General features: G+C 42.1%; 16 protein-coding genes. All 16 read right to left on the bottom strand.

The window, feature by feature from the left end; translation table 11 throughout:
- Positions 1 to 125: 125 nt before the first annotated feature.
- Complete coding sequence (locus CCC71_RS06645; RefSeq protein WP_021841019.1) at positions 126 to 974, bottom strand: Asp23/Gls24 family envelope stress response protein; 849 nt, start codon at positions 972 to 974, stop codon at positions 126 to 128.
- Positions 975 to 1,085: 111 nt separating this feature from the next.
- A complete protein-coding gene (locus tag CCC71_RS06640; RefSeq protein ID WP_247239714.1) occupies positions 1,086 to 1,907 on the bottom strand; it encodes a PHP domain-containing protein in 822 nt (273 codons plus the stop codon).
- Between the two features lie 81 nt (positions 1,908 to 1,988).
- The gene (locus tag CCC71_RS06635; protein WP_296333333.1) at positions 1,989 to 3,707 is read right to left on the bottom strand and encodes a proline--tRNA ligase; all 1,719 of its coding nucleotides are present in this window, start codon (positions 3,705 to 3,707) and stop codon (positions 1,989 to 1,991) included.
- 4 nt (positions 3,708 to 3,711) lie between these two features.
- Entirely contained in the window at positions 3,712 to 4,791 is a 1,080-nt protein-coding gene (ispG, locus tag CCC71_RS06630; protein WP_296333330.1) for a flavodoxin-dependent (E)-4-hydroxy-3-methylbut-2-enyl-diphosphate synthase, read from the bottom strand.
- A 14-nt stretch (positions 4,792 to 4,805) separates the two neighbouring features.
- The gene (gene rseP / locus CCC71_RS06625; RefSeq protein WP_127058669.1) at positions 4,806 to 5,825 is read right to left on the bottom strand and encodes an RIP metalloprotease RseP; all 1,020 of its coding nucleotides are present in this window, start codon (positions 5,823 to 5,825) and stop codon (positions 4,806 to 4,808) included.
- An 8-nt stretch (positions 5,826 to 5,833) separates the two neighbouring features.
- Positions 5,834 to 6,979 carry a 1-deoxy-D-xylulose-5-phosphate reductoisomerase gene (locus tag CCC71_RS06620; protein ID WP_021841026.1) on the bottom strand — a complete coding sequence of 382 codons (1,146 nt, stop codon included), beginning with the start codon at positions 6,977 to 6,979 and terminating at the stop codon, positions 5,834 to 5,836.
- A gap of 143 nt (positions 6,980 to 7,122) precedes the next feature.
- Positions 7,123 to 7,935, bottom strand: a complete 813-nt coding sequence (locus CCC71_RS06615) for a phosphatidate cytidylyltransferase (protein ID WP_021841027.1) — start codon at positions 7,933 to 7,935, stop codon at positions 7,123 to 7,125.
- 1 nt (position 7,936) lies between these two features.
- Positions 7,937 to 8,713 carry an isoprenyl transferase gene (locus CCC71_RS06610; RefSeq protein WP_021841028.1) on the bottom strand — a complete coding sequence of 259 codons (777 nt, stop codon included), beginning with the start codon at positions 8,711 to 8,713 and terminating at the stop codon, positions 7,937 to 7,939.
- Positions 8,691 to 8,951 carry a hypothetical protein gene (locus CCC71_RS06605; RefSeq protein WP_021841029.1) on the bottom strand — a complete coding sequence of 87 codons (261 nt, stop codon included), beginning with the start codon at positions 8,949 to 8,951 and terminating at the stop codon, positions 8,691 to 8,693. The genes CCC71_RS06610 and CCC71_RS06605 overlap by 23 nt, the downstream gene beginning before the upstream one ends.
- Positions 8,951 to 9,511: a ribosome recycling factor gene (gene frr / locus CCC71_RS06600; protein WP_021841030.1), complete on the bottom strand. Its 561-nt coding sequence runs from the start codon at positions 9,509 to 9,511 to the stop codon at positions 8,951 to 8,953. The genes CCC71_RS06605 and frr overlap by 1 nt, the downstream gene beginning before the upstream one ends.
- Complete coding sequence (gene pyrH, locus CCC71_RS06595) at positions 9,511 to 10,239, bottom strand: UMP kinase (RefSeq protein WP_021841031.1); 729 nt, start codon at positions 10,237 to 10,239, stop codon at positions 9,511 to 9,513. Before pyrH ends, frr begins: the two co-directional genes overlap by 1 nt.
- A 69-nt stretch (positions 10,240 to 10,308) precedes the next feature.
- The gene (gene tsf, locus CCC71_RS06590) at positions 10,309 to 10,989 is read right to left on the bottom strand and encodes a translation elongation factor Ts (protein WP_021841032.1); all 681 of its coding nucleotides are present in this window, start codon (positions 10,987 to 10,989) and stop codon (positions 10,309 to 10,311) included.
- Positions 10,990 to 11,260: 271 nt separating this feature from the next.
- The gene (gene rpsB, locus CCC71_RS06585; protein WP_021841033.1) at positions 11,261 to 12,043 is read right to left on the bottom strand and encodes a 30S ribosomal protein S2; all 783 of its coding nucleotides are present in this window, start codon (positions 12,041 to 12,043) and stop codon (positions 11,261 to 11,263) included.
- 778 nt (positions 12,044 to 12,821) lie between these two features.
- Positions 12,822 to 14,684 carry a YadA-like family protein gene (locus tag CCC71_RS06580; RefSeq protein ID WP_296333627.1) on the bottom strand — a complete coding sequence of 621 codons (1,863 nt, stop codon included), beginning with the start codon at positions 14,682 to 14,684 and terminating at the stop codon, positions 12,822 to 12,824.
- 394 nt (positions 14,685 to 15,078) lie between these two features.
- Positions 15,079 to 16,398: a gluconate:H+ symporter gene (locus CCC71_RS06575; RefSeq protein WP_296333326.1), complete on the bottom strand. Its 1,320-nt coding sequence runs from the start codon at positions 16,396 to 16,398 to the stop codon at positions 15,079 to 15,081.
- Between the two features lie 55 nt (positions 16,399 to 16,453).
- Positions 16,454 to 18,010 carry a gluconokinase gene (locus CCC71_RS06570; protein WP_021841038.1) on the bottom strand — a complete coding sequence of 519 codons (1,557 nt, stop codon included), beginning with the start codon at positions 18,008 to 18,010 and terminating at the stop codon, positions 16,454 to 16,456.
- Between the last annotated feature and the right edge of the window lie 28 nt (positions 18,011 to 18,038).

Below are 18,038 nucleotides of genomic sequence, written 5' to 3'. Positions count from 1 at the left end.
ATGTCTTTCTTGTATTTCTTTACTTTTTACTTCTTACTTCTTCTACTGCTTTACAGCTTATACTGCTTAACTTATCTTACTACGTATATACATTTAGTAAAATTATTTCAAACCTTTTATACGTATTAGGCTCGTTTAGGATCTACCATATTATCCACTACAATGGCCAGTCGCTCCACCGACATGCCTGTAATGTATTCAATTTCATTGCTGATAGCTTTGTGCATTTCACTCATTATTTTTTTCACCGGACGACCGCGATAAATAGATACGCCCATTTCAAGTTTCAGCGCATTAGTCCCCTTCGTCGTCTTTTTGATTTTAATATCTTCGCAGCCCGCAATGCCCGGCACTTTGATGAGACTGTTTTTAATCAATGATTCAATGACTTGGTCTGAAAAAGTTAAGCGACCATAATAACTGAATACCGGACGAATGACTGATTTTTCAAAATCTTCCGCACCGGTGCCATTCGGTTTATTCGTACGAGTGCGGCGCAGAATAGATTTAATCGGGTCAATCAAATAGCCTTTAAAATGAGGTTTCAGTTCCATCGTCGGTACCGGAATAATATGCTTGCCTTCTTTCAGGCGTGCATTTTGCGCTTTTTCAATCTCGCGGGTAGATGCCACGTCTTCAATATGAATATAACGGGACGGCTTACCGATACCTAAGGCGGTAGAAATTTTACTAACCATGTTTTCGGACGTCCCCAAAATAAGAATACGAGCCGGTTTTATTATATCCAATTGTTCCTTAACCGAACGAATTTGTTCCGGGTCCTGAAAAATAGCGCGACGAACCGCTTTTAGACGACTGGCTTCTTTTTTGGCGGAAAAGCCGGCTACAATTTTATTGTTGTGAATCAAAATACCATCATCAATGATGCATTCTGCATTATTTTCATGAGCAACCACAAGGGCACGATGACTTTTGCCTGTACCGCTTGGGCCTACAAAAGCAATAACTTCCATAGCTGTCTCCGATTTCTCAATACTTAACGTGATTCTAAAACTTTTAAAAATTCTGCTATATTCTCACTTTGAATTTTAAATTCACCAACGGCCAATGGCGGTTAACTTAGCTTAATGTGCTTGCAGCACATGTAAAAAGTCAGCTACGCTTTCGCTCTGAATCAAATAATCACCGATGGCTTTCGGTAATTTCGTTTCAATGCCGTGGAAATCAGAACCGCCCGTAATTAACAATTTACGCAGAATAGCCATTTTACGATAACGAGCTTCATCTTCTTTTTTATGAATAATATGATACACTTCGATACCATCAAATGGTAATTGAAGCAGTTCTTGAACATAGTCATCGTTTTTAATTAATTTCGGATGTGCCATAACGGCTAAACCATTGGCATCATGAATTAAATTAATTACATCTAACGGATCAGCCTTAAATTTAGGCACATAGTAAGGGCTTCCTCTTCGAAGTAAAGTTTCAAACCCTTCATCAACAGTTTTTAAATAGCCTTTGTTAATCAAAAGTTGTGCCAACAGCGGACGTCCCAAGGAGCTGGCATTAGGAAATGTTTCTTTAAATTCTTCTACCGATACATCGTAACCGTCTTTAACCAATAAATCAATCATTTTAAAAATACGATTTTCACGTGATTCTTTGAAGAATGTTAGATAATCATTCAATTCTTTATTCGTGTAGTCAAAAGCATAACCGAGGATATGAACGTCTTTGTCTTTGTAAGTAGAGCTGAACTCACAGCCCGGAATAACGGCAATATCTAAATCAGGCTCTTTCAACATAGTCATAAAACCATCAATCGTATCATGGTCGGTAAGTGACATCATTTTAATCCCCGCCGCCTTGTTAGCCGCCCGTAAATCCAAAGGACGCATTACACCGTCAGACGCCGTACTATGCATATGAAAATCTACTAACATGATAATTACCTCCTTAATTGACACCGAATCAGAATTAATGACAGCAAAGGCAGTCGATAGAATCCCATCGACTGCCATAGATTATAAGGTATTTAACGTATCGATTACAGCTGTTTTTACATCAGTAATAGCTACTTCCACAGCTTCACCGGTTTTACGAGTTTTTAATTCTACAGCACCTGATTCCAAGGTATTTTTACTTACCGTAATACGTAAAGGATAACCAATTAAATCAGCATCTTTAAACTTAACACCGGCACGATCTTTACGATCGTCAAGCAATACATCCACACCGGCCGCTTTAAGTTCATCATAAATCTTAGTACTTGCTTCCATAAGTGCATCATCTTTAGCATTAATTGGTACGACTACCACTTCAAATGGAGCAATGGCGCGTGGCCAAATAATACCATTTTCATCATGGAATTGCTCAATTGCCGCGGCTAAAGTGCGGGAAACACCAATACCATAGGACCCCATAATATATGGATTAGGGCGACCATTCTGATCGAGATAAGTACCGTTTAAGGATTCACTGTATTTAGTGCCCAGTTTGAATACTTGACCTACTTCAATCCCCTTAGCGATACCTAAGTGACCGCCACAGTTTGGACATACATCATCAGTGGTAATCAAGCGAATTGGCGCTACAATGATATCTTCCAAATTAAAATCACGTTTTGGGTTGATATTAATATAATGAGCATCCTTTTTATTGGCACCGCCGCAAGCATTAAACATTTCCATAACGGATTCATCAACAACAATTTTGAATGTTTCCGTTTGTTTTAAGCCTACCGGACTGATAAAGCCACCGGTTAAACCGGCAGCCAAGAGTTCTTCTTCGCTGGCCATTTCAGGCTCAATACCGCCATCAACAGCGTGTTGCACGGCAATTTCATTCACTTCATGGTCACCGCGAACCATAGCTAATACTACCACTCCATCAATGGACAATACAACGGCTTTCATGGTTTTATCCAAAGGCAATGATAACTGCTCAGCTACAGCTTCAATTGTTTTAGCATCCGGTGTAGCTACTTCCGTAAGTTCCAATAAAGGTTCTTCCGTCTGTTTCATGACACCCGGTTTACCAATTTCAATATTAGCCGCATAATCACAGTTCTCACAGTGAATTACATCAGCTTCGCCGGCATCGGCTAACGCCATAAATTCATGACTATTGCTGCCACCAATAGCACCGGAGTCGGCTTCTACCGGTTTGAAATATAAACCACAACGGCTGAATACATTTTCATAAGCATGATACATATCCCAATAGGATTTATCGAGACCAGCTTCATCAAGGTCGAAAGAGTACGCATCTTTCATGATGAATTCGCGGCTACGCATTAAACCGTAACGGGGACGACGTTCATCACGATATTTATTTTGAATTTGATATAGAGTCAAAGGCAACTGACGATAGGATTTTACTTCATCTTTTACTAGGGTCGTAATCATTTCTTCGTGAGTTGGTCCTAAGCAATAGGAGCGATCATGACGGTCGTTAAAGCGAATCATTTCCGCACCATATACATTCCAACGGCCCGACTCCTGCCAAATTTCAGCAGGTTGAATAATCGGCATCATAATTTCCTGAGCACCGATATTGGCCATTTCTTCGTGAATAATAGCTTCAATTTTACGAATACTTTTCCAAGCTAACGGTAAATAGGAATAAATCCCCCCGGCCATCTTGCGAATCATACCGGCACGCAACATATACTGTTGACTGACTACATCTGCATCGGCAGGTGTTTCCCGTAATGTAGGGGCATATAATTTACTGGCTAACATTGAATTACGACTCCTTTGCTTTTGACTCTAAATACACTTCTATTTCATGGAATAAAGCATCCACTAATTCACTTTCGTCAACGGTTTTAATGACCTCTCCCTTGCGGAAAACAATACCGCGGCCATCACCGCCGGCAATCCCGAAATCAGCTTCACGCGCTTCGCCGGGACCATTTACCACACAGCCCATAACGGCTACGCGAATCGGCTCTTTAATACTCTTAAGGCGTGCTTCCACTGTTTCTGCCATGCTGAATAAATCAACGCGGCAACGTCCACAAGTCGGACAGGAAATCATGGTCGCCCCATAGGTACGAAGGCCCAAGGAGCTTAAAATTGTTTTACCCACTTCCACTTCATGAATCGGATCCCCTGTCAAGGAAACTCGTAAGGTATCACCGATACCTTGCGCTAACAAAGCACCGATACCGATGGAAGATTTAACCGTTCCCTGCGTAATTGTACCGGCTTCCGTAACGCCTAAATGGAGGGGGTACGGAACTTTGGCAGATAGCTTCTGATAGGCTTCAATCATGAGCGGCACATCAGTCGCTTTAATGGATAACTTCATTTCGCGGTAATCCAAAGACTCTAAAATGCGCACATGTTCCAAAGCCGCTTCTACCATGCCATCCGCACAAGGATGACCACCATAGGCTTCCAAAATGTGAGCCGGCAACGAACCGGCATTAACGCCGATACGAATAGGAATCTGTTTTGGTTTAGCTTTTTTAATAACGGCCACCACATTGTCGATGCCGCCGATATTCCCCGGATTGATACGCAAGCCGTCAACACCGCTGTCGATAGCTTCAAGCGCCAAGGTATAGTCAAAATGGATATCCGCAATCAATGGGATTTGAGCACCCGCTTTAACAGCTTTGATAGCCTTAGCGGCTGCCATATCAGGCACAGCGAGGCGTACTAAATCACAGCCCGCTTCAGCGAGGAGATTAATTTCGGCAATGGCCTTCTCCGTTTCTACCGGATTCGTAGTTATCATGGATTGAACACTAACCGGTGCAAAATGACCGATTGGTACATTACCCACTTTAATTCGAGTTGTTTCTTTTCTGTTAATCATAGGTAACTCCTATATTACAGACGGCTAATGTCATGAGTCGTAGCATATACAAAGAGAGCCAATAAAATGAAAACCCCCGTCATTTGTATATAATACAATGCTTTCGCCGGCAAACGTCGTCTCGTAATTCCTTCAATGATTAAAACAATTAGGTGACCACCATCCAATGCCGGAATCGGCAATAAGTTGATGACGCCTAAATTCAAACTTAACAAGGCGGTGAATTGAAGCAAGTTCCAAAAACCGCTTTCAGCCACTTGACCGGCCATTTGGGCTACCCCGATAGGTCCGGCAAGTTCCGCATTGGCATGACCTGTAATCATGGACCAAATGCCATCCACCATACTAACTAAAACAAAACCGGTTGTATGAACAGCCTGTATAGCAGACTCACCAAGACTTAACGGCTGGGAGTGCATAACCGGATTAATACCAATGACGGCACGCCCGTCATCACCAACCGCTTCCGGAATAGCCGTCAATTCTTGATTGACACCATTACGGTTTACTACAATCGGCACAATCGTATTAGCCGTTCCCTGTAGTGTTTTTGAAATATCCGTCCATTCATTTACAGGCTTTCCGTTAATCGATACGATACGGTCATTAAGCTCCATCTGAGCATTGATAGCCGGTGAGCCATTCATCATGTTCCCTACTACCGGTTCCATAGAAGGTGTCTGAATGCCATTGGCCACATAAACTATAAAAAATAAAACTAATGCCAATAAGAAGTTAAATACTGCACCGGCAGCAATAACGACAAAACGTTTCCATACCGGTTTATTTAAAAACGAACGGTCATCGAGCGGCTCTTCCGGATCCATACCGGCGATTTTATTATAACCGCCGAGAGGAATGGCTCGGATAGAATACAATGTTTCGCCCTTGCGTTTTTTAGCAATAGCCGGACCAAAACCGATAGCGAATTCATCAACTCGCATGCCGCTTGCTTTGGCCGTAATAAAATGACCAAATTCATGAATAAACACAATAATGCCAAATACGAAGATTGTGGCAACAATAGTTAACATAATCTCTCCTATTTAATCAAAGCTTTGGCTGTTTCACGAGCCCATAAATCAATTTCACGTAAATGTTCCAACGTAAAGTCCGGTTCTGTTTCCATTTTTTCTAAAACAGCCAACACCGTTTTATAAATATCGGCAAACTTCAACTTACCGTCAAGGAACGCATACACCGCAATTTCATTGGCTGCATTAAACACAGCCGGTTTAAAACCACCTGCACGACCGACTTCATAAGCGAGGTTAAGCGCCGGAAAGTCATCATAACGAGGCGGGAAGAATTCCAATGTCAACGCATCGGCAAAAGTAAGTGTATCCATCTTGAGAGGTTTACGTTCGGGATACGTCAAAGCATACTGAATCGGTTCACGCATATCAGGATTACCTAACTGCGCCAAAATAGCACCGTCTTTCATCATGATCATGGAATGAACTATACTTTGCGGATGAACAGTCACTTTAATATGATCAAAATCAAAGCCGAACAACCAATGAGCTTCTATCACTTCAAGCCCTTTATTGAATAAAGTGGCCGAATCGATGGTAATTTTATTGCCCATATTCCACGTCGGATGACGCAAACAATCGGCTGCTGTGGCTGTTGCAATTTTTTCAGACGGCCATGTACGTAATGGTCCACCCGATGCCGTTATGAGCAAAGAATCTACATTTTCACGAGTCTGGCCTTCCAAGCATTGGAAAATCGCACTGTGTTCACTGTCAATCGGTAATAATTGAACACCATATTCTTTGCATAACGCCGTAATAAGCGGCCCACCGGCCACCAAGGTTTCTTTATTGGCCAGTCCGATGGTCTTCTTCGCTTTAATAGCCTCTACAGTCGGCTCGATGCCCGCTGCACCGACTACGGCAGTGACCACAAGTTCAGCACTCGTCAAGGTGGCGGCAACAATTAATGCGTCTTTACCGCCTACCAACTTTGTGGGACCTTGATAGCGTTTTTTTAATTCTAAAAAAGCCGTTTCATCAACCAGACCTGCTACTTCCGGTTGAAATTCCTTAATTTGAGCTTCCAATATATCCACATTGCGGTATGCTACCAGCCCTTTTACCGAAAATAAATCGGGATGCTGTCGTACCACATCCAAAGTTTGCGTGCCGATAGAACCGGTACTCCCAAGAATACTCAGTGTTTTCATAGAAACTCCTTTGCTTATCTTTGTACTACTACTATATTTATATGACTAACCGGTTAAGTATTACCAACGACTTAAGTATCACTAACTGTTTAAGTCTTACTAACTTAACGCTGTTATACTGTTCTCTACTTATTATATCGCGATTACAAAAGGTAAACCAATACCATTGGCGCTGAAAATAACAAGCTGTCAAAACGATCGAGTACACCGCCATGGCCCGGCAACAAAACGCCGGAATCCTTAACACCACAAGCGCGTTTTAACTTAGACTCAAATAAATCGCCCAAAGGTGCTGCAATACCGGTTAAAAGGCCGGCGCCAAGACCTAAGGAGAACGGAATACCTACGATTACAGCATAAATAATACCGGTTAATAAACAACCGATAAAACCGCCCACATACCCTTCCAATGATTTATTAGGGCTGATATTGGGTACAATCTTACGTTTACCCCATTTAACGCCCGCAAAATAAGCAAAAGTATCACTGGCCCAGGTGGTAAGTAACAATAACCAAATAACAAGTTCACCTATATGAGCATTAGCCAAGCCAATCGGTAATAAATCATAGAGAGAGTTTTCACGTAATGCCATGAAGGCAGCAAAGCCACCATTTATGTAAAAGAACCCTAACAAGGACGTACTGATCACGGATAAATCCAGTCTGGCCGGCCCAAAAATATACAATAAGCCTATTACCAATACTGAAGCTGCCCCCGCAATAATTGCCCATTTATATAAACCAAAAGTTATGGCTCCCATCATAAGGAGTGTAAATAAATAGCCCCACCGTTCCGGCAATACTATCTTAATATTACGAAGTATGCGCACATATTCTCGCCAACCCAATAAGGCCAGTAAAAGAATAATGCCATTAAAAATATAACCGCCTGCCGTAATAGCAATAATGGCTATTACAAGGCCAATCAATGCCGTAATCACACGAGTTTTCAGCATATTATTCCTCCGTCTTTAAACCGCCGAAGCGCCGTTCTCGTTGCTGGTAGGCATACACAGCATCTAATAAAGTTTGAGCTGTAAAATCAGGCCAATGAGTTTCGGTAAACCAAAATTCGGCATACGCCAATTGCCATAATAGGAAATTACTGATTCGATAGTCATTGCTTGGACGAATCAATAAATCTACATCACTGAATTCTTTGGTAAATAAATGTTCACCAAAAGATGTTTCATTAATATCTTCAATTGTCATAGTGCCGGCAGTCACTTCAGCTACCGTAGCTTTAACAGCTCGTACTATTTCATCGCGTCCCCCATAGTTAATAGCTAACTGTAAGGTAAGACCCGTATTATTCTTAGTTAATTGTTCTGCATCAGCAATAATCTGTTGCAATTCTTCGGATAAACCACCGATATAGCCGATAAAACGAATACGCACATTATGTTCATGCATATCGCGTACATTACCAAGCAAATATTCACGAATTAAACTCATCAATAAAGACACTTCTGTAGCCGGACGTTTCCAGTTTTCAGTGGAAAAACCGTACACAGTTAATGCTTTAATGCCGATTTCATCAGCGGCAATCACTATCTTCTTTAATACATCAGCACCTGCACGATGTCCCATCGTACGCGGTAAACCACGGCGTTTCGCCCAACGACCATTGCCATCCATAATAATAGCTACATGGTGAGGTATATTGTTAGGATCCAGAGTAACGCCTGACGTTGACGCAGTTCCTTCTTTTTTACGAAGTAAATTCTTTAGCATATTGTACCTCAGTGCAGTTTTCAAAACCGCTTGCTATCATAGGGCGATATAGCAAAACTTGCCATGTGCCCGTTTCCTCTACATAGGTCACTCGGCCTACATAAAAATCATTGTCAGCAACAGTAAAAAATCTATTGTAGTTCTCACCTATAGTTACTGAAAAAGGGATATTGGCAGCCTGCAACATCTTCTGTGCAAGCTGCCAAGGTAATCCAACAATTAAGTTCGGCGTATTCATTATACTTCTAATACGTCCTTTTCTTTCTTGTCTTTTAAATCATCGATAGCTTTAATTTTTTTATCCGTTAATTTTTGGATTTTTTCTTGACCTTGTTTAGCATCATCTTCGGTGATAGTTTTTGCTTTTTCTTCTTTTTTAAGAGCGTCATTGGCATCGCGACGAATATTGCGAACGGCAACTTTAGCTTCTTCCGCTTTTTTGCTTACTACTTTAACGAGTTCTTTACGACGTTCTTCCGTAAGTTGCGGAATCGCCAAGCGAATAGTTTCACCGTCATTGCTTGGGTTAAGTCCTAAATCGGATTGTAAAACTGCTTTTTCGATTGGTCCAATCATGGATTTTTCCCATGGTTTAACCAAAATTAAACGCGGTTCCGGAGCCGTTACATTAGCGACCTGGTTAATTGGCGATGGTGTGCCATAGTAATCAACCATAACTTTGTCCAATAAGGCTGTACTGGCACGGCCGGTACGAATGGAAGCAAACTCATGTTTTAAAGCCTCGATGGTTTTGTCCATACGGCCTTCTTCACGGGTTAACAGTTCTTGAATTTCCATTATTCTTCACCTCTTACAATAGTACCAACAACTTCCCCTTTCGCAGCGCGTGTGATATTGCCAGGAATATCCATGCTGAACACTACGATTGGAATATTATTATCCTTACACAAGGTCGTAGAAGTAGCGTCCATAACTTTAAGTTCGCGACTAATTACGTCCATGTATGTAAGCTCATCAAATTTCTTAGCATCCGGATTGGTGCGTGGATCCGAATCATAGACACCGTCCGCAAACTTCTTAGCCATTAAAATAGCATCGGCTTCGATTTCGGCAGCACGTAAAGCAGCTGTAGTGTCGGTGGAGAAATACGGATTACCCGTTCCGGCGGCAAAAATAACGATACGACCTTTTTCCAAATGACGGATAGCACGACGGCGAATATATGGTTCAGCCACTTCCTGCATAGCAATGGCAGTCTGAACACGAGTAGCCGCTCCGGCATTTTCAAGGGCGTCTTGTAATGCTAAGGAGTTCATAACAGTAGCGATCATGCCCATATAGTCAGCAGAAGCACGATCCATGCCTTTAGCACTGCCGGCAAGGCCACGCCAAATGTTACCGCCACCTACTACGATAGCAATCTGCAAATCCGTAGTGCGGGCAATTTCAGCGATTTCTTTAGCAATTTCTTCTACTACTAACGGGTTAATACCAAAGCCTTGATCACCGGCTAAGGCTTCACCACTCAACTTCAAGACGATACGTTTAAAATTTCTATTACTCATTGCTTTATTACTCCTCTGCTATTACAAAATAAGAGAACACGTGACGGTGTTCTCTTATCTCTTTAACTCTTATTGACCAGCGGCTGCACGAACTTCAGCTTCGAAGTCGTCCTGGCGCTTTTCAATTCCTTCGCCTAAAGCGTAGCGAACGAAACGACGTACGTTAATGTTTTCACCGATTTTAGCAATTTTTTCAGTAATAACATCAGTAATAGTTTTGTCACCATCTTTAATGAAAACCTGTTCCATAAGGCAGTTTTCTTTATAGAATTTTTCAACGCGACCGTTAACCATTTTTTCAAGAACGGCTTGAGGTTTTGGTTTGCGACCTGCTTTTACATCTTCTTCAGCTTCTGCTTTAGCTTGTTCTAAAAGAACAGCTTTTTCGTGTTCAATAACTTCGGCAGGAACTTCTTCACGGTTCAAGTACGCAGGGTTTGCTGCTGCAATCTGCATAGCAATGTCTTTAACGAGAGCTTGGAAGTCTTCGGTTTTAGCTACGAAGTCTGTTTCGCAGTTAACTTCAACAAGAACACCAATACGTCCGCCACCATGGATATAAGAAGAAACTACGCCTTCAGCAGCAATACGACCGGCTTTTTTAGCAGCAGCGGCTAAGCCTTTTTCACGAAGTAAGTCAATTGCTTTCTGAATATCGCCATTAGCTTCGGTTAATACTTTTTTGCAATCCATCATGCCTGCGCCTGTAATTTCGCGCAATTCTTTTACTAATGCAGCAGTAATCGCCATTTAATATATACCTCCTATACAATAATTAAGGTAAGGTCATAAAGCCTTACCTTAATTTTATATCGTTCTACATTTTTTATCAAATAAATTTTTTCCGATTATATAATATTTTATACTTCAAATGACAGCCCGCTCTGTGAAAAAGCAATAGCGCTGATTTCACAATTTCGCATTATCGTCAAAAGTGTATTCATCAAATATTTTTGAGCCGAAATTTATTCAACGTATGATACATTTTAAGTTTGTAAAGCTGTGCTTTTAAAAGCTCTTATTAGCCCTGACCGTCCTGAACCATGTCAACGGAGTCAGAAACCATTTGTGCTAAAGCTTGATCGGCAGCTTCCTGGTGTTCACCCTGGTCATCCAAGGATTCGCCCTGACGGCCTTCCAATACAGCGTCAGCCATTTTGCCGGTTAATAATTTAACGGCACGAATAGCGTCATCGTTTGCAGGGATTGGGAAATCGATTTCGTCTGGGTCACAGTTAGTGTCAACTGTAGCTACCACAGGGATACCCAATTTTTTAGCTTCTGCAATGGCAATGCGTTCTTTTTTAGGGTCAATTACGAATAATGCGCCCGGCATTTTAGGCATATCTTTGATACCGCCGAGGTATTTTTCCAATTTTTCCATTTCATGACGCAAGCCGATTACTTCTTTCTTAGGAAGAAGTTCGAATGTGCCGTCTTCAGCCATTGTTTCAAGCTGTTTTAAACGTTTTACACGAGTTTCGATAGTTTTGAAGTTAGTAAGCATACCACCTAACCAACGTTCGTTTACATAGAACATGTTAGCGCGGATAGCTTCTTCTTTAACGGATTCCTGAGCTTGTTTTTTCGTGCCTACGAAAAGAACTACTTCACCGTTCTGAGCAACTTCACGAAGGAAGTCATAAGCTTCTTCTACTTTTTTAACTGTTTTCTGAAGGTCGATGATATAAATACCATTACGTTCAGTGAAGATGAACTTAGCCATCTTAGGGTTCCATCTTCTTGTCTGGTGACCGAAGTGTACGCCGGCCTCCAATAATTGTTTCATTGATACTACTGCCATGTTGGCACCTCCTGTTAATAAACCTCCGCCGCTTCATATCCGAGTAAAAATCAGGAAAAGCCCTGACACAGATGTCGGATCAGACGTGCGTGCGTAATTTCATACTTTATGAGTATATCACACGAACTGTTGCTATGGCAAGCGGTTTAGAAGAATTTCTTTTTGGCACTTGTGAGGCTCTAAACGGAAATAATAGAGGCATTAGCCATGTCATTCTTGCTCAGGTTTTGCAAAGCAAAAAAAATCGCTGCGAATGACATGGCTAGTGCCTTTCCTTTCATAGCAGCTATTCCGTTTAGAGCCTCACTGTCCGTCAAAGAACTTACTCTTAAACGGCTTGCCTGTTAGCAAAGGTTCGTGTGCTATAAAAGTATTCAATTGGTGGGAGGTGGACTCTAGGTGCGGTCTTGCTCCAGGTTTTGCAAGCAAAAAAATCGCTTCGAATGACATGGCTATCGTCTTCCCTATCATACAGCTTCAACCATCCCACACATCGGTTACAACTAAAATACTCTGCCCACAAACGGCTTGCCTGTTAGCAAAGGTTCGTGTGTTATAAAAGTATTCAATTTGGTGGGGGTGGGCTCATAGTGTTTTTGCTGCTGGGTTTGCGAAGCAAAAAAAGTAGTGCCGTATAGGTTTAGTTGTTGTATTCAGTGTGCAAGGTTGGTTGTACTTAAGCAAGGATTTTGGGAGGATATGCTTAGTACGTGTTGTTTCTTTTGCAACGCTGAATTGGCTTAACACTTATACGGCACTTGTGTAGTTATCAAAAGAGTTAAACGGAGAGTTTTGTCATTAACAGTTCAAGTTTTTGAAGGAGTTCTACGTTTTCTTGAGCTAGTTGGTCTATTTTCTGATTAGCAATTTGGTTTTCTTTTTCCAACAGGGTCATTTTATCGTTGAGTACATAAACGGTGCTGATTGGCGCCATGCGTTCATCGTTAATATAAGCACGACGTTTTTCACTTGGTCCCACTTTGAAGGTTGCGGACACGTTATACATGTTGTCATTATTGCCCACGCTTGTTCCTACAGCAAAGAGTACGTCTTCATTCGGTTGATAGGACGCACCTAATGCCATTGCCGAAGCTTCTCGGTAAAAGCCGCCGGCCACAGAGAAGTTTAATTTACTGCTTGGATCAAAAGCGAGGTTTCTTAAACCGGCTAAGGCCGCCGACATAGCACCGACTTTGTGCATTTCTCCTTTCATTTGGGTAACATCCCGTTCTATGGTATTAACTTTGCCCTCAATGTTATCTACTCGATTATTTAATTCATTTATCTGACTGGTATGATTGTTTATAACAGTTGTAAAACCATTCGTATATTCTTTCACGGTAGTTTCAATTGAATTTTCAACCGAACGAAGCTGTGCCACATTAACGGCATCGCTATCTTCCGAACCGGCCGCCACATTAACGATTTGACGTTTCATATCATCATTACCTACCGAAACCGCCCCTGCATTGCCTTTAACTGTGTTAGCAATAGCAGTTTTGTCGGCATCTTTAGCTTTATCAGCCCCATACACTTGTTCATCCGCCGCGGAGGCATCAGATACTACCGATACATCTTTTAAACTATAACGATTAGCTATGGACTGACTGCCTAAAGCTACGCCATCTTGAGTTTCCACGAAAGAATCTGCGCCTATAGCTATACCGCCGGCACTGGTAGAATCAGCTTGGCGACCGATGGCAATAGAGTCGGTATTGCGTGCATGGGTATCGGATCCCATGGAAATAGCATAATCGCCACCCGCATTGGCATCGTTATTCGCATTGGCGTTGCGCACCGTATTGGTACCGATTGATATTCCGTGAAGTCCGGCCGTTTGCACATTATAACCTACGGAAGTTGAAAATCTACCATCTGCCTGAGAGTTAGGGCCCAGCGATGTACTTCCTTCTGCAGTTGCAATAGAATGAGTGCCTAACGCTACGGCATAGGTATTTTGAGCTCTTGCATCATTACCGATAGCGGTTGCATTCATACCATCCGCTTTAGCAATGGTACCGAATGCCGAAGCGCCCCAACCGTTGGCATGGGCTTGGTTCCCAATAGCCGTATCACTTTCACCTAAAGCTTCAGCCTGTGTCCCAAGGGCCGTCGAAGCTATACCTTCAGCTTTAGTTTTTAATCCGACAGCAATACCGCGCCCGGCTCCCACATGAGCTTCTTTACCCACTGCAATAGCATTATTCATATTGTAAGTCGTATCAAAATACGTATACGTCTCACTCATAGAGGCACCACCGAGTGCAATACTGTTTTCGCCAATGGCGTTTGCTCCGTTGCCGAAAGCTGACGCATTTAGACCATTTACCTTGACTCCCGCACCTACGGCCGTAGCACCACTCCATTTCGTTTCAGCATTAACACCTATAGCGATGGATGTTTGGCCATTTGTTTTTCTTTTATCCGAATTCGACATAGTATCGCTATAATTATCCGATTGCAATACTTTAGCATTCCTGCCAATAGCTACACCATGAGCGGCCACATTAGCGACGCCGGCGCCGTTTCCTACAGTAATACTATTCATAGCTTCAGCCGTAGAATTAGGTCCTACCGCTACACTATTAGTACCGTTTGCAACCGGAACTGTATCACTGGAGTTAACAGCTACATAATCTATAGCTGACGCTCCAACTTCATTTGCGCCACATACAGCAAACGCCCCAAAACAAGCAAAGTCAGCATATCTCTTTGTTTCTTCTTCATTAATACCACCTAATCAACCTTACAAAAATGAAATTAATTACAATATTTTCATATTATAAGTTAATTCAAATTGTAAATCAAGTGGTTATATTTTTATTTGATAAATCTATTATTAAGATAGGTTTTTGTCATTAAAAGCATTCTACATTATACGGTTATATTAAACATTTTGTGAATAAAAATAATATAATGTATTACACAAATTGAATATAAATAAAAGTAACAATTTATTAATTTTCACAAGATTTCAACAAAAAAGGTTGCTCCCTGAGGAAGCAACCTTTTGATTGTAACTTATATAGTTTTTATTAAACAAACAAATTCAAGATTTCTACACCGATGAGACCGCATACGGCAATGGCTGTTTCTACGGCACACCAAGTACGTACGGTTTGTTTAACAGTAAGACCGAAGAATTCTTTGAAGAGCCAGAAGCCAGGGTCATTCGGTGGGCTGAAGATAACGCTGCCCGCACCTACGGCCAGTACCATAAGTTCAGGGCTCACGCCGGTAAGCGGAATGAGCGGCGCTACGATACCACCTGCTGTAAGAGCTGCTACGGTAGCGGAACCTACAGCAATACGAATAACGGAAGCGATGATCCAGGCCAACAATAATAGGGACAAGTTAGCACCCATTACCAAGTGACCGATGTAGTCGCCTACACCGCTGTCGATGAGCACTTGTTTCAACGCCCCGCCCGCACCTACGATGAAGAGAATCATAGCAACGGTAAGAATTGCTTTTTCAGAAGTTTCCATGATTTCTTTCGTAGTTTTGCCACGAGCATAACCGAATGTGTAGAAGGCTACAGCAACGGAAATAGTCAACGCAACACTTGGGTCACCGATGAAGTTGAAGATATGCATGATTGGCGCATCTTTAGGAATACCCATCATTTTACCTACGGCGCTGATAGCCATCAAGATAACCGGTGTTAAAGCGGTTAAAATACTGCTCATGAAGGAAGGCATTTCTTCATCAGAGAAGTTTTTATCATTGTGAAGGCCTTCAGGAATTTCCGTTTTAATGTCTTTTACGGTGTTGTACAGTAACGGACCGGAAATAATAACGGTTGGAATACCGATGATTAAACCGTAAATCAAGGTTTTGCCGATATCGGCGTTAAAAATAACGGAAATCGCGGTTGGACCCGGATGTGGTGGCAAGAAGCCGTGAGTAACGGATAAAGCGGCAGCCATCGGAATACCTACTTCGAGAAGTGGAATGTCAGCTGCTACCGCAATGGTAAATACCAACGGAATTAAAAGTACGAAGCCGATTTCGTAAAATAAAGCGATACCAACAATAAAACCGGTTAAACAAACTGCCCATTTTACATTTTTACGACCAAACATATTAATCAATGTGGTAGCAATACGCTGTGCCCCGCCGCTGTCAGCCATGAGTTTACCGAGAATGGCACCGAAGCCGACTACGATTGTTAAGCCGCCTAAGGTTGAACCCAAGCCTTTTTGAATGGTAGGGAAGATTTTATCAATCGGCAACCCTTCACCAAACGCCAACAAAATACACACTAAAATAAGGGATAAAAAGCTATTCAACTTCACTTTTACAATAAGGAAGAACAATAGCACGATGCCTAATGCCAATATAACCAGTGGCATAGAAGCGCCTCCTTTCATATGAACCGACACAATAGTTCAAAAAGAAAAAAATATATTATAAACGATTGAACGGATGGTTCTGTTGGAAGTTCACCAAACGAGCCAAATCATCTTTCATATTTACATATAAAGACTCATAAATCTTGAACAAGTCATCATATACTTCGCGATTAACTTCTTTTGGTGTGTATACTTCTTGAGCCGTAACTAGTGTAGCTGTATCTTTAATGTCTTTCAACGTACCGTCAGAAATAAAACCTAATACGGCTGCGCCAAAGGATGCCCCTTCACTGTTTGTCGGCAAGGTAATGTTTTCATTAAAAATATCAGCCATAATCTGAAGCCATAATTCGGATTTAGTAAAGCTGCCGCTGACGCGAATGTCTTTCACTTCTTCAAAATCACGCAGAGCTTGCAATACGCAAAGAAGGCTGTAACAAATACCTTCCATGGTAGCGCGAATCATATAAGAACGGCTGTGATTTAAGGATAAGCCGATAAAAGCACCGCGTAAATCGGAGTTCCAATATGGTGCTCGTTCACCGGTAAAGAACGGCATCAAGAGTAATCCGCCGGAGCCGGCCGGTACGTGACGAGCTTTCATGGTCATCAAATCGTATGGATCCACATCGAGTTGTTCCATTTGCGGGCCATGCAAATGAAGAATACGGTCACGCATCCAACGCATGATGATACCGCCATTGTTAATGGCACCGCCGGCTACCCACATGTCATCGGTTAAGTTGTAACACCATGTACGTTGTTGTTTATCCATGCGCGGTTTTTCCGTAAGCATGCGAATCGCACCGCTCGTACCAATCGTGCAGCTGAGCTGACCGGCTGAAACAGCACCAATACCAACATTTACCAATACACCATCGGTTGCACCGATAACAACCGGTAAACCGGCCGGCAAACCTAAACGGCTCGCTACATCAGGCAACAAGGCACTACTATGAGTCGTAGAAACAACTTCCGGCAAACATTTTTCGGTAATACCGACAAAGTTTAAAATTTCTTCGTCCCAACATTCTTTGTGCGCATTGTAGAGACCACTGCTGCTGGCAACCGATTTATCAGTCACCCATTCACCGGTTAAATTACGGAAAATGAAATCTTTAATAGAGCCGATATGAGTCATGCGTTCAAAAATGGACGGCTGATTTTCTTTCACCCATAGGATTTTAGCCAGTGGATAGGTAGCATGCAACGGACAGCCTGTATTGAAGTAAAAATCTTTAACTTTAGGGTCTTTTTCTAAACGACGAACAATAGCGGCACTGCGGCTATCAGCCCAGGTCATCATATTGCCTAAGAGTTGGAACTTATCATCTTGCGGGATAAAGCTGTGCATAACGGAACTTAAGGCCAAACCGGAAATAGTAACCAATTTGTACTGTAATTCAGCTACGGTCCCCTTCACTACTTCTTCTACAGCATCATAAATCTGCTGCGGATTTTGTTCCGCCCAGTCATACTGTGGCGTTTCCAAGCTGTAAAATGCTTCAGTCGTAGCTACTGCCTTACCCGTAGCCGTATACGCCGTAGCACGCACACCGGTCGTGCCTACATCAACACCAATCCATACCGGATCTTTCACTTTTAAGGTCATAAAAACCTCCTTTTACTGCTAACATTTA

The sequence above is a fragment of the Veillonella sp. LMAG:90 genome (genome assembly GCF_008679445.1).
Classification (GTDB): domain Bacteria; phylum Bacillota; class Negativicutes; order Veillonellales; family Veillonellaceae; genus Veillonella_A.
The sequence above is the reverse complement of the archived record's forward strand: the minus strand, read 5'-3'. Positions and strand labels throughout refer to the sequence as shown.

Excerpts from the sequence above, each read along its gene's own strand:
- frr (WP_021841030.1), bottom strand. The coding sequence starts at position 9,511 with ATGGAAATTCAAGAACTGTTAACCCGTGAAGAAGGCCGTATGGACAAA.
- rseP (WP_127058669.1), bottom strand. The coding sequence starts at position 5,825 with ATGTTAACTATTGTTGCCACAATCTTCGTATTTGGCATTATTGTGTTT.
- CCC71_RS06610 (WP_021841028.1), bottom strand. The coding sequence starts at position 8,713 with ATGCTAAAGAATTTACTTCGTAAAAAAGAAGGAACTGCGTCAACGTCA.
- rpsB (WP_021841033.1), bottom strand. The coding sequence starts at position 12,043 with ATGGCAGTAGTATCAATGAAACAATTATTGGAGGCCGGCGTACACTTC.
- pyrH (WP_021841031.1), bottom strand. The coding sequence starts at position 10,239 with ATGAGTAATAGAAATTTTAAACGTATCGTCTTGAAGTTGAGTGGTGAA.
- CCC71_RS06570 (WP_021841038.1), bottom strand. The coding sequence starts at position 18,010 with ATGACCTTAAAAGTGAAAGATCCGGTATGGATTGGTGTTGATGTAGGC.
- CCC71_RS06620 (WP_021841026.1), bottom strand. The coding sequence starts at position 6,979 with ATGAAAACACTGAGTATTCTTGGGAGTACCGGTTCTATCGGCACGCAA.
- CCC71_RS06635 (WP_296333333.1), bottom strand. The coding sequence starts at position 3,707 with ATGTTAGCCAGTAAATTATATGCCCCTACATTACGGGAAACACCTGCC.
- tsf (WP_021841032.1), bottom strand. The coding sequence starts at position 10,989 with ATGGCGATTACTGCTGCATTAGTAAAAGAATTGCGCGAAATTACAGGC.
- CCC71_RS06575 (WP_296333326.1), bottom strand. The coding sequence starts at position 16,398 with ATGCCACTGGTTATATTGGCATTAGGCATCGTGCTATTGTTCTTCCTT.
- CCC71_RS06640 (WP_247239714.1), bottom strand. The coding sequence starts at position 1,907 with ATGTTAGTAGATTTTCATATGCATAGTACGGCGTCTGACGGTGTAATG.
- ispG (WP_296333330.1), bottom strand. The coding sequence starts at position 4,791 with ATGATTAACAGAAAAGAAACAACTCGAATTAAAGTGGGTAATGTACCA.
- CCC71_RS06615 (WP_021841027.1), bottom strand. The coding sequence starts at position 7,935 with ATGCTGAAAACTCGTGTGATTACGGCATTGATTGGCCTTGTAATAGCC.
- CCC71_RS06605 (WP_021841029.1), bottom strand. The coding sequence starts at position 8,951 with ATGAATACGCCGAACTTAATTGTTGGATTACCTTGGCAGCTTGCACAG.
- CCC71_RS06645 (WP_021841019.1), bottom strand. The coding sequence starts at position 974 with ATGGAAGTTATTGCTTTTGTAGGCCCAAGCGGTACAGGCAAAAGTCAT.